The organism is Bradyrhizobium sp. P5_C11_2 (assembly GCF_054049755.1).
In genome coordinates, this window is sequence record NZ_JBFULT010000180.1 from 1 (window position 1) to 12,744 (window position 12,744).

Below are 12,744 nucleotides of genomic sequence, written 5' to 3' on the forward strand. Positions count from 1 at the left end.
GCTCAAGATCACCAGCCAGCTCGGCAGCGTCGTCGCGTCGCAGTCGCTCAATGCCGCGACCATCCAGATGGTGGCGCCCAACGGCTCGTTCATTTTCCTCGGCGGCGTCGGCAGCTTCTACAACTCCAACCACGATGTCACCTCGCAATGGGCCGGTGTCGAATACAAGCCGGCCGACAACGACACGCTGACGGCGGTGATGGCGGCGGCGACCTATCTCGGCGCCTATGGCGAGTACGCGTACAGCCCGCATATCGGCGATGGCGGCCAGCACCCGTATTTCTATTATTGCTGCGTCGACGGCCATGGCGGCGTCCAGCAGACGGCCGCCAACAGCACGGTCTTCACCGCGCGCATGCTGATGACCTATTACGACGGCCTGTCGCTCTATTCGGCGATTTTCCTGCCGGCGGGCAACGGCACGCCCAACGGAGGCGGCGGCAGTGTGGGCAGCACCGCCACGCTTGCGGCGATGGAAGGCCCGACGGTCCAGCAGATTTCGACCGCGCCGTGGCAACAAAATACCTATGCCGGCCAGGGCGTTTTCAGCAACACGACCCACGACACCGTTACAACACACCCCGACGGTTCGACCACGACCCACACGGACACGTACTACTCGCCGTTCAATTGCGTGGGGTGCTCGGCCTACTTCCAGGTCGTCAATATCCAGAACGACGTGATCACGCCGAGGACCGCGAACACCAACGCGAGCTCGAACTGGGCCTCGACTACGCCTTCAGGGTACCAGAACCCCACGGATCGGCCCTTCATCCTCGGCCAAGCGATCATCATCTCGGCGGGGGTCATCAACGTCAACGGCCTCATCCAGAGCGGCACGAGCAGCAATTACTCGGTCGATATCGGCGGCGGAGTGCTGTCCGCCATCAACAGCCTCAAGACCAGCAACAATGGCGCGGACTTCGCCCAGGCCCAGGCCAATGCGCGGAACGGCAGCTATTACGACATCACGGCGGCTGCGACGACGCAGTTCTCCAGCGATATCAAGATCGGCGTGAAGTACAACGCGCTCACCGACCAGATCATGGTGAACGGCGTGGTGCAGGGCTCGGGCGGCTACGTCTATCTGAACGGCAAGATCATCTCGACCTCGACCGACGGCACCGCCCAGGGCACGATCGCGGTCAAGGGTGGTGCGGGCACGATCACGGTCAACAACACGACCGGGCTCCAGCTCGTCACCAACACCATCAACACCGGCGTCAGCGCGCCCAGTGTGATCCAGATCGTCGATCAGCTCCAGCAGCAGACGACGTGGTACGTCTACAATCCCTCCGCGTCGGGCGGCCAGCAGGTGTCGACGTACAGGACGGCCGGCGTCAATGCGAGCTCGTACACCGCCGGGATGCTGAGCGGTATGAGCGGAACAGCGGGCATCCAGTATGCCGTGAAGCCCAACATGTACTACCAGTGGGTCGACACGGCGACGCTCGATCGTCCGACCACCAGCACGCAGTTCGACTATGGCTGGCACTACACGCCGAACGCGTCCGGAGACAACTGGACCCGCACCGTCAGCCTGGTCGAGAACGTGATGCAGGCCACGGGCGGTGGCGGCAACACCGGCCAATTGCAGACCGCGAACTTCCAGGAAGTGGTCACGGCGACCGGCAGCTATCATAACGGTGGCTACAACACGACGGCTGGCGCGTGCTGCGGTGCGGATGGTCACTACGACTGGTTCCAGCAGATCTACGATCACCTKACCCTGACGCTCACCAACACGGTCAAGGCGTCGAACCCGATCAACATCCAGTTCAGCGGCGGCGGCGCCAGCACTGTCAATGTCAGCTCGAATTCCGGCATCGTCATCAACGGGCCGATCAACAACCTCTCGGGCGATACGACGGTCATCGCGACCGGCGCAAATTCGGCCATCACATCAGGCGCGAACGCCAACAATCCGATGATCTCGGGCAAGAACGTGACGCTGTCGGCGGATGGCGGCATCGGCACGCGCGGCACCAATGGCGCTCCCGTCCAGGTCCAGGTCTATGGCGGCAGCCTAAAGGCCGATACGATCGACCGCGACATCGCGATCGCGGCCACTGGCTCGCTGTCGATCGACCACGTGAAGGTGAATTCGGCAGGCGCCACGCCGCAGGGCAGCGTCTTCCTCTCGGCGACGGGCGACATCAACTCGGCATCGGCCTACAACGTCGCCAATCCCGTCGTGATCGGCAAGAACATCGAGATCAACTCCACCGCCGGTGCCATCGGCGCGACGAGTGCCGTCGTCAACGGTGCCTCCACCCTGACCAACATCAATCCGCTGGTGATCCAGGCGACGGGGACGATTCAGGCGGGCGGCGCCGTCGATGGCGGCGTGCTCGACAGCGCCTCGGCCACCGGCACCTACATCGTGCAGTCCAAGGGCGATCTCCGCCTCGGCACGATCCAGTCGACCGGTGGTCCGGTCTTCCTGGAAGCCGCCGGCTCCGACGGCAACCAGGCCAGCATCCTCAATGGCCGGGCGGCGGTCGGTCTCACCCAGGCGCAGAGCCAGCATCTGCAGGACGTCTGGGCCAGCCTCGACCTGCTCAGCGGCAACGCCGCCACCAACGCCGTCAACAGCTACCAGTCCATGGTGACGTCGGCCTATAACGACTACTTCCAGCTCAAGAACATCGCCTTCACGAACGGCAGCACCTACAACCCGACCTCGGTGGGGCTGACCGTGCTGCGGGCGCAGGTGGCTGCCAAGCTCGGCATCGATCCCGCCAATGTCACGACGACGCAGATGCAGGTCGAGGCCACGACGCGGTTCCTGAGGGATCAGTTCCTGCTCGGTAAGATCAGCACCGCCGAGCTCAAGAGCTCGCTGACGACATTGCTCGGCACCGCGCCTACGGATCCGCTGGGGACAGTGTTCGGCAGTTCGCTCTCGACGACCCTGTTCACCAAGCTGTTTGACGGCGTGGCAACGGATCAGCAGTTCCTGCCGACCAACGCCGCGCTCCAGGCCGCCCTGCAACCGGGCCACTTCAACGCGAACTACAGCTACACGCTCGCTTCGACCGAGCGGGTCTACAGCATCATCACCGCGGGCTCGCAGTGGACGCAGAGCCAGCTCGCCTACACGGTGTCGTCGTCGGCCGTCGGCGCGGCACCGCCGCCGATCGACGAGAACGTCGTGGCCAATGTCAGCGCCAACCAGATCATGCTGTACGCGCCGCGCGGCTCGGTCGGCAATTCGGCCGCGCCCCAGACGTTCACCTTCACCAGCGTCGATTCCTCGTCACTGACGCCGGAGCAGAGGGGATTGCTCGCCACCGCCGGTCCCGGTCAGCTCACCGTCGGTGCGGTCACGGACCCGACGACCCATGTCACGACCTACACGGTCAGCCTGTCGCAGCAGAACCTCGTCGTCGTCGACAACCCGGTCGCGATCTCGGCCAAGGCGCTGACGAATATCTATCTCGGCAGCAAGAACAGCCTCGCGCTCGGCGGCGTCACCGCCAGTTACGGCCCGATCGCGGCCGCGCAAGCCAACGGCATCCAGGTGACCGGCCGCGGCGACGTCAAGCTCGACGCCGTGACCAGCATCTCCGCCAATGTGAGCGGCGCCGTGATTTCAGGTGATATCGGCAACCTGACCCTGATCGCCGAGCACGGCAATGTCGGCGCCCCCGGGGCCGCCGGAAGCAATCCCGCGACCAACACGAACGCGCTTCAGATCGCGTTCGCCGATCCGAGCAACGATCAGCTCGACCAGGTTTCGTCGGCGCAAGGCATCTATGTGAAGCAGACCACCGGCGATCTCATCCTCGGCAACATCTCGGCCGGCAATGCGATCCAGCTCGCCGCGGCCGGCAGCATCTACGCCGAAGCCGACTTCACGGACCGTACGGCGATCCACATCCTGGGCGCCGACCTCGATCTGCGCGCCGGCGGCAACATCGGCTTCAACGGCTCGACCTTCCAGCCGCTGCAGGTGAATATCTCCGGCGCGGTGACCGGCTCGGCGGTCGGCGACCTCAGCATCCTCGCCGTCACCGGCGATCTCGCCGTCGGCACGAGCGGTCCCTATGGGACGCTGACGGCCGGTGGCGCCCTGACGCTGAACGCTGCGCGCGGCGCGCTCACCATCAATACCAGCATCACCAGCGACGGCCTGATGCAATTGCTCGCCAACCGCGGCATGACCTTCGCGGCCGGCACCAGCACGGCGCCCGTGGTTGCGACCAGCAGCTCGGGCGGTGTGACGCTGGTCGCTGCGACGCTCTCGATGGGCGCCTATTCGGCCATCAACGCGGCCGGCCTGATCTCGGTGACCACCACGGGCGATGCGACGATCGGCCAGCTGAATTCGTCGCTGTCCTATGCGGCGGCTTCGAACGCGCCCTCGATCATCGTCACCGCCGGCGGCGTCGCCTCACTGGGCGCGATCAACGACAATGGCGACGGCCAGACCAAGTTCGCCGCATCCGGCGCGGGCGCCGAAGTGTCGCTGAGCGCATCGAATGGTATCGGCAGTGCCACGAGCCGGCTCGCCTTCAACGCCGCGCAGCTGTCGGCAAGCGCGAGTGCCGGCGGCATCTACCTGAAGGCGCTGACCGACACCGAGGCGAGCCTGCTCTCCGCGGTGAAGGGCAGCGTGGATATTCTCGGCACCGGCGGGCTGACGCTCGACCAGGTGCTGGCGGGCACCGCGACCGGCGCGAACGGCAGCTTCAGCGCCGTCACGAACAACGGCAATATCGTCATCGGCACCGCCGACAGCAGCGGCTCGCAGACGGTCCATGCCAGCCAGAACGTGACCTTCAAGTCGCTCACGGCGACCGGAAACGCCGGCGACACCGGCAACATCAATGTCACCGCCGACAACGGCTTCATCCTGGCGCAGACGGTGACGTCTGGCGGCGCGACGACGCTGGGCTCGGTCTCGGCCCATGGCTCGGCGACGCTGCTGGCCGCCACGACCATCACCGGCAATATGCTCGCCGCCACGACAGGCGCGGGCCTGCTGACCGCCAGCGGTCCGATCAACTGGAACGTTCTCAACGTCGGGACGACGCTGGGCGCGACCGCGAGCCAGGGCAGCATCACCTTCCAGACCGCGCAGAGCGGCGGCACGCAGACCATCCACGCCCGCGACAACGTGACGTTCAACGCGCTGACGGCGACCGGCATCAACGGCGATGCCGGCAGCATCAATGTCAACGCCGACAACGGCTTCATTCTGGCGCAGACGGTGATGGCCGGCGGCGTGCCGACGCTCGGCTCGGTCTCGGCCAACGGCTCGGCCCGGCTGATCGCGGCAGGGACCAACACCGGTCACAACCTCACGGCCTCGACCGGCAACGCGGTCTTGAGCGGCACGGTCGTTCGTTGGGATAATCTCAACGCGGGCGGCAGGCTCGACGTCACCGCGACGGCCGGAGGGATCACCGTTGGCACCGCCATCAGCGGCGGCACGCAGACCCTGCATGCCGTGAACGACATCGTCTTCAGCCAGCTCACCACGACGGGTATCCCGGGCGACGCCGGCGACCTCAACGTCAAGTCCGACACGGGCTCGCTCCGCGGCGGATCGATCTCGGCGCACGGCGATACGCATTTCGAGGTGGCCGGATCGGTCTCGCTCGACCGGATCAGCGGCGACACCGTCAGGATGACCTCGTCGGGTGACCTGACGATCGGCTGGGTCAGCGTCGTGAGGGAGCTCGACCTCGCGGCTGACACGATCAACGTCAAGGGCGAGCAGATCCGTTCGAATCCGGCGATCCCGTTGATCATGAACATCACCGGCTATAACGGCGGCGTCGCGAAGTCCGCCAACATCTCGATCGATCCGGACAGCATTATCGTCAACCAGTTCAGGKTGGTGGACGCCAATTTCTGGACGGACGCGCATGCCGTCGCGATCCTGAACGGCTACGTGCCGGGCCAGCTGATGCTCACCACGGCCACGCAGCAGGTGCTGCTTAACAACCGTTCGCCGGCGCCGACCAACTGGCCGACGCTCCAGCTCTACCAGCCGGGCGGCGTGTTCACGATGAGCCAGGTCGGCAACGCCAATGTCAGCAACGCCTATGTGGTGTTCTACACCGGCGACATTTCGGCGACCGTCACCAATTACGGGCCTACCCACACCTGCTGCAACGATTTCACCGGCGCCAGCATGATCCGCAACATCTCCGTCGACGGCGAGGGCAGCGAGAGCATCGAGACCTGGCTCGCGAAGAAGGACGGCGGGACGTTCTACCTGCTCGGCCTCTCCGGCCAGGCACGGCTCGATGCGCTGCTGACGCCGCGGCCGGTCGAGACCATCGGCTCCGGTCCCGCCGTCAACATCGAGGGGCTGAGCGACATGCGCAAGCTGCGCCGCGGGGGTCAGCGCGCGGGGCGCACGGGCTGGAAGGATGCGGCGGTTGAGATGGCGAAGCCGGCCGTTGGCCGTCTCGCACAGGCATGGTAACGGGATTCGGGATGCGGATTCTGGGGGCTGCATTGGGGGTCGGGTTAGCAGCTTGCTGCATCGCGTCCGCGCGCGCGCAGGTGCCCTCGATCAATCCCGGCGTGATCCAGAACGACGTCGACCGGCAGCGCCGGCAGCTCGAACAGCAGAGCGCGCCGCCCAAGCTCACCGGGCCGGCGGTGATCGGCGGCGAGCGGGAGAAGTCCCAGCTCCTGAAGCCGGGCGGTCCAAAATTCCGCCTACGCAAGGTCGAGTTCGACGCGTCGAAGTTCATCACGCCGGCAGAGCTTGACGAGATCGCGAAGAAATATGTCGGCAAGAATGTCGACATCGCGGCGCTGTTGCAGCTCGTCGCCGACATCAATGCCATCTACACCGAGCGCGGCATCGTCACGGGAATCGCGACCCTGCCGGAGCAGGATCCCAAGGACGGGGTGGTTCGGATCAAGCTGACCGAGGGCCGGCTCCAGAAGACGACCATCGAGGGCAACAAGCAGACCCGCACCGATTACATCCTTCAGCGCGTCAAGGAGCCCGAAGGCGAGGTCCTCGACGTTCCAAAACTCAATCGCGACGTGATCTGGTTCAACCGCACCAACGACGTGCAGATCAAGGCACTGCTCCAGCCCGGCACGAGCTTCGGCCTGACCGACCTCCAGTTCGCGGTGATCGAGCCGCCGATCGACACCCTGCAGCTCTTCACCGACAACCAGGGCGTCGAGAACACCGGACGCTGGGAGGGCGGGGCCTTCTACAAGCGCCACGGCCTGTTCGGCGTCGATGACCGCCTGACCTTCTACGGCGTCCGCTCCGACGGCAATCTCAACGGCAATGTTGCCTACAGCATCCCGGTCAACCCCTGGGGCGGCCGCGTCGGCGTCAGCTACACCGAAGGCAAGATCAAGATCATCCAGGGACCGTTCGTCGCGCTCGACGTCACCGGACGCTCGAGCCAGGCCGCCGTCAATTTCAGCCAGCCGGTCTGGGTGACGCAGAACTGGCTGGTGCTGCTCAACGCCGCCGAGACCGAGGGCAAGACGGTCAGTCGCTTCGCCACGGTCTCGGTGACCGACGATCGCTACGACAAGGCCACGGCCGGGCTCTCGGTGACCAATTCCGGCAACACCTATTCGATCACGGTTTCRCCGGCGGTGAACTACGTCGCGTGGCATGACTATGTGCTCGGCAACAACCGCGCGTTCAACACCTATACCGGCTCGCTGATCGCGACCAGCGCCGCGGGGCCTCAGAATTTCAGCGCCAACGTGCTGGCGAGCTGGCAGTACACGCAGGAAAAGCTGCTGCCGGGCGACCAGATCTTCTCGATCGGCGGTCCCACCACCGTGCGCGGTTATCCCTCCAACTCGGCGTCCGGCGACAGCGGCTATTATTTCAACGCCGAGCTGCACTACAACTGGTCGTCCTGGCTTAGGGGATTCGACACCTACATCTTCACCGACTGGGGCGCGGTGTATTCGACATTCCCCGGGGTCACCGAGCTGGGCTCGGTCGGCGTCGGCTTCTCCTGGACCTACGCGTCGTTTCTGACGTTCGAGGCAAATTACGCGACGCCGTTGAAGATGGCGGTCTCGACCCAGAACCACTACGAGGCCTATGGCCGCGTCATCTTCCGGCCGTTGTTGATGTTCGAGAAGCAGCAAAACGTCGCGCCTGTGGCGGCCGTTGCCGGCAAGAGCAAGTCGTAGCCTAGCCCCGGGCCCGGTGCGCCGGCCAATCGGTCGCAGGGCGAAGTTCGCGGTTGATTAAATCGACGCCTTGGGGTTGCATGAGCCAGTTCCGCTACCGGTTGAGCGAGCGCAAATGGCCGCCACAGATCCGAATGCCGAGCAGGTCCCGCAGAGCCTCGAGCGTTATCGCCTGCGCCTCGGCTTCTGGCAGGCGATCTGGGGCACGCTGATCAGCGGGGGCGTCGCGGTCGCCATTCCGGCCGGGGTCGAAGCCTACAAGGCGCGGCTTGATCTTGCCATCAAGACGAAGGAAGCCGAGAGCAAGGCCCAGGACCTGCACCAGACCTATATCTCGAAATTCATCGACACCGCGCTGAACCAGGACATCGAGCTGCGCCTGCGCTTCTCGGAATATTTCTCCTATGTCTCGGACAAGGAGACCAGGGATCAATGGAGGTTGTATCATGAGGGGCTGGAAAAGCGCCGTGACGCGATACGACTGAGCATCAATGACAAGGAGACACGCGCGGCGCACTTGGGCACGCTTTCGAAGCCAAATGAGACCGAGCAAATTGAGATCTACAAGCTGCGGCGAGAGCTTGACTGGAACTACGCGGAGGTCGGATACGCAAGGCAGGACAGCAACATTACGGTACCGACCTCGTCGGCTTCTTCCTCGCGGTTCGATTCGAAGGCCATTCAGTCGGAAGGCGAGCAGCTTTTTGACCAGGCGGTCATCGATCCGTCGCGTATGTCCTATTTGGACAAGGTCGCCGAGCGCATAAGGACGGGCAAGGAGCGGTATCAGACGATCGAGACTAAAACGCGCGTGCCGTGGTATGTCGTGGGATTGCTGCATCACCGCTGCTGCGACGGTGATTTTTCATATCACCTCAACGGTGATCCGCTGACCGACAGGACCGTGAGGGTGCCGAAAGGGCGGCCTGCGGAAGGCAATCCTCCGTTTTCCTGGGAAGACAGCACAGTCGACATCGTCAACATCTATCGCTGGCAAGACACCGATTGGTCCAGCGTCGGTATGGTCTTGTACAAGCTGGAAAGCTTCGATGGGTTTGGCTACCGTAGTCGCAATGTCAGATCGCCATATGTCTGGGGGTGCACAAATCTGTACGTGTCCGGGAAGTACGTCAGAGACGGCGTATTTGATCCCAATATGAAGGACCCTCAGTGCGGTACAGGCGCGCTATTGAAAGTGCTCGCGCAGGAGAAGATTGTTGCACTACAATAGGAGCAGGCCAAGTTCGGCCATACTTGCGGCCTCCCGGCTCTGTCGATCTATGCCGCGCTCAGCGCCGCAGCGTGAACTCGCTCGCTCCCCGCCGCTGTTCCCATTTCGCCTGCTCCAGCTCGGGCTGATCGCATTCGGTCTCCGGATAGCCGATGCAGAGATAGGCGATGAACTTCCAGGCTTCCGGCACGTCGAGAATGGTGTGGATGCGCTCAGGGTTCAGGATCGATACCCAGCCGAGGCCGATGCCGTCGGCGCGCGCGGCGAGCCACATCGCGGTGATCGCGGCGACCACCGAATATTCCGTCGTCTCCGGCATGGTCGAGCGGCCGAGGCCGTGGCCGATGTCGTTCGCCTTGTCCGCGAACACGGCGAGATGACCGGGCGCCTGTTCGAGACCGGACAGTTTCAGCGTGGCATAGCGCGCGGCGCGCTCGCCGGCGTAGGAATTCAGTGCATCGGCGTTGCATGCTTTGAAGTCGTCGATCACGTCGCGGCGTCGTGCGGCATCTTCAACGACAACGAAGCGCCAGGGCTGGCTGAGGCCGACCGACGGTGAGAGGCAGGCGGTCTCGATCAGGCGATCGATGGCGTCGTCCGGGAGCGGATCGCTGCGAAAGCGGCRCACGTCGCGGCGCCACACGAACAACTCGCGCAGATGTTGGCGGAAGGCGTCGTCGAACTCGACCATGAGATCAACCTCCCATCCGGAAGGATGCCGCTACCAGCAGAATGAGGATCTCGCCGATCTGCTCGTAGGCGCCGAGGATATCGCCGGTCTGCCCGCCGATCTGGCGGACGGCAAGCCGCGCCAGGATCAGCCCGGCGAGCGACAGCAGGATCAGGCCGACCAGCGCCTTGCCCGGCCCGAGCGCGAGGGCGAGCGCGAGTGTTCCAACAGCAAAGGCGATGGCGACGCTGCGGCCCGGCGGCGATCCGGCGCTTGCCGACAGACCATCAGGCCGCGCCGGCGGAACCAGCGACATCAACGCCGGCACGCCCGCGCGGGCCGCCGCATKCGCGGCGCACAGTGCGAGCGCCACGGCCCACGGATTGGCGATCGCCGCGAGCGCGCTCCAGCGCAGGCCGAACGACAGGATCAGCGCGCAGACGCCATAGCTGCCGATCCGGCTGTCGCGCATGATCTCGAGCTTGCGCTCGCGCGTCCGCCCGCCGCCGAGCCCATCGGCGGTATCGGCGAGGCCGTCCTCGTGCAGCGCGCCGGTGACGAGGACGGTGGTGGCCAGCGCGAGCAGGGCGGCAGGGCCCGGTGTCAATCCGAGCCTGCTCGCGATCGCATAGGCCGCGGCGCCCGCGAGGCCGACCAGCAGCCCTGCGACCGGCAGCGCCCAGGTTGCGCGTGCGACAGCGCCGTCACCGGTGGGCTTCGACGATGCCACCGGCAGGATCGTGACGAAGGACGCCGCGATCCTGAGATCGGCGATGACGTCTCGCAGAAGTTCGATGCGCGGCATCATTTCAGCTTCATCGGCAGGCCCGCGACGACGAACTCGACCTCATCGGCGACACCAGCGATGATCTGGTTCATGATCCCGGCGGCGTCGCGAAAGCTGCGCGCCAGCGCGTTGTCGGGCACGATGCCGAGGCCGACTTCGTTGGTGACGAGAACGACCGGGCTCTTGAGGCGGGGCAGGGTGCCGGCAAGCTCTCTGATCTCGCTCTCCCAGTCGCGCTCCGCATGCATCAGGTTGGAGAGCCACAGGGTCAGGCAGTCCACCAGCCTTGCGCCGCCGCCATCGGTTGCGACCAGTGCCTGCACCAGATCGAGCGGCACCTCGCGCTCGATCCAGTCGGTTCCGCGCCGTGCACGATGCTTTGCGATGCGCGTCTCCATTTCGCCATCGAGCGCCTCGGCCGTCGCGATGTACACGGGCTGGCCCGGAAGGCTGCGCGCACGCGCTTCCGCGCGGGTGCTCTTGCCCGATCGCGCTCCGCCCGTGATCAAGATGACGGCCATAAAAGTCTCCTGTCGGCCAGCACTAATCACCAAACGCGACCAAAGACAAAGCCGAAATCCGCTGCCCGGGGGCTTGCGCTCGGCCCGGGCTTTGCGCAACAGGGGAGCGAGATGGGAGACGTGCGTGGGCTTTGCGGGGGCGATGGCTGTGGCGATGGCGGTGGATGCCTTGGCGGGCTGGCCGTCGTGGCTGTTCGCGCGGATCGGCCATCCCGTGACCTGGCTCGGCCGGCTGATCGCTGGCATCGACGCCGCCTGGAATCGGCCGTCCGATCCACCGGCACTTCGTCGCGCCGCGGGTATTGCCGGAGCGCTCGCGGTGATCGCGCTCTCCGTTGCGCTGGGTTGGACGGTTCAGGCGTTGCTTCCCTCGGGCTGGATCCAGATCGTGCTGGTCGGCGTCCTGGCCTGGCCGCTGGTCGCGCTACGCTCGCTGCATGACCATGTCGCGGCCGTCGCGAAGCCGCTGCAAACCGGCGACATCGCCGGCGCGCGCGAGGCGGTCTCGCGCATCGTCGGGCGCGATCCGGCCGCGCTCGATGAAGCCGGCATTGCGCGGGCGACGATCGAGAGCCTGGCGGAGAACGCTTCCGACGGTATCGTCGCGCCCGTGTTCTGGGGCGCGCTGTTCGGCCTGCCCGGGATTGTCGGCTACAAGGCGATCAACACGCTGGATTCCATGATCGGCCATCGCACCGAACGCCACGAAGCCTTCGGTTGGGCTGCTGCACGCATCGACGATGTCGCCAATTTCATTCCGGCGCGCCTGACCGGTTTTCTCTTCGTGCTGCTCGCACCGCGGCGATCGGAGGCGCTGTCGTGCATGACTCGGGATGCACGCCGTCATCGCTCGCCCAACGCCGGCTGGCCGGAGGCGGCGATGGCCGGCGCGCTCGGCGTGCGGCTCAGCGGTCCCCGCATCTATCACGGCAGCGCGACCGACGAGCCCTGGCTCAACGAAGGCGCGCGCGATCCGCTCGCCGCCGACATCGGGCAGGGACTGACGATCTACCGCCGCGCCATGCTGCTGCTCGCAGGCCTCCTTGCGATCCTGGCTTTCACGTGAAAGAACGGGGCATGCGCGAGCACGGTGGAAATCTGGATCAAGCCCAGCAGCGTTTTGGCGGACGCGCCGAGGACTGGATCGATCTCTCGACGGGGATCAACCGGCTGCCTTATCCGGTGGGCGAGATCGGCTCGCATCATTGGAATGCATTGCCGTCGCGATCCCTGATCGAGTCCCTGCATCAGGCGGCGCAACACGCCTATCGCACCAGCGCGCCGGTCGTGGCGATGGCGGGCGCGCAGGCCGCCATTCAACTGTTGCCGCAATTCGCGCCGCGCGGCCGGGCCCGCATTCTCGCACCGACCTATAACGAGTATGCAC

Annotated in this window: 7 protein-coding genes and 1 pseudogene; 5 read left to right on the top strand and 3 right to left on the bottom strand. The window is 65.3% G+C overall.

Annotation, left to right across the window (positions count from 1 at the left end):
* From ACXJL8_RS18390 to ACXJL8_RS18400, 3 genes are all read left to right on the top strand, one after another.
* Positions 1-6,442, top strand: a 6,442-nt coding sequence (locus tag ACXJL8_RS18390; RefSeq protein ID WP_456685362.1) for a beta strand repeat-containing protein, incomplete at its 5' end; no start/stop codon positions are given.
* An 11-nt stretch (positions 6,443-6,453) separates the two neighbouring features.
* Positions 6,454-8,148 (top strand): ShlB/FhaC/HecB family hemolysin secretion/activation protein, encoded by a 1,695-nt coding sequence (locus ACXJL8_RS18395; RefSeq protein WP_456617782.1) that lies wholly within the window; start codon positions 6,454-6,456, stop codon positions 8,146-8,148.
* A gap of 115 nt (positions 8,149-8,263) precedes the next feature.
* Positions 8,264-9,379: a hypothetical protein gene (locus ACXJL8_RS18400; RefSeq protein WP_456617781.1), complete on the top strand. Its 1,116-nt coding sequence runs from the start codon at positions 8,264-8,266 to the stop codon at positions 9,377-9,379.
* Between the two features lie 58 nt (positions 9,380-9,437).
* Here the strand turns inward: ACXJL8_RS18400 and bluB are convergent, their stop codons facing one another.
* Genes bluB through cobU form a run of 3 tightly spaced genes read right to left on the bottom strand, consistent with a single transcriptional unit; the run spans position 9,438 to position 11,357 of the window.
* Positions 9,438-10,070 carry a 5,6-dimethylbenzimidazole synthase gene (gene bluB, locus ACXJL8_RS18405; protein ID WP_456685363.1) on the bottom strand — a complete coding sequence of 211 codons (633 nt, stop codon included), beginning with the start codon at positions 10,068-10,070 and terminating at the stop codon, positions 9,438-9,440.
* 4 nt (positions 10,071-10,074) lie between these two features.
* On the bottom strand, positions 10,075-10,857 hold the full coding sequence (gene cobS, locus ACXJL8_RS18410; RefSeq protein ID WP_456685364.1) for an adenosylcobinamide-GDP ribazoletransferase: 783 nt from the start codon (positions 10,855-10,857) through the stop codon (positions 10,075-10,077).
* The gene (gene cobU / locus ACXJL8_RS18415) at positions 10,854-11,357 is read right to left on the bottom strand and encodes a bifunctional adenosylcobinamide kinase/adenosylcobinamide-phosphate guanylyltransferase (protein WP_456617778.1); all 504 of its coding nucleotides are present in this window, start codon (positions 11,355-11,357) and stop codon (positions 10,854-10,856) included. The genes cobS and cobU overlap by 4 nt, the downstream gene beginning before the upstream one ends.
* A gap of 124 nt (positions 11,358-11,481) precedes the next feature.
* Between cobU and cbiB the strand changes: the two genes are divergently transcribed.
* Both cbiB and ACXJL8_RS18425 read left to right on the top strand, forming a co-directional pair.
* Positions 11,482-12,423, top strand: coding sequence for an adenosylcobinamide-phosphate synthase CbiB (cbiB, locus tag ACXJL8_RS18420; protein ID WP_456617777.1), 942 nt, complete (start codon positions 11,482-11,484; stop codon positions 12,421-12,423).
* An 11-nt stretch (positions 12,424-12,434) separates the two neighbouring features.
* Positions 12,435-12,744, top strand: a pseudogene (locus ACXJL8_RS18425) (threonine-phosphate decarboxylase); the annotation flags it as partial.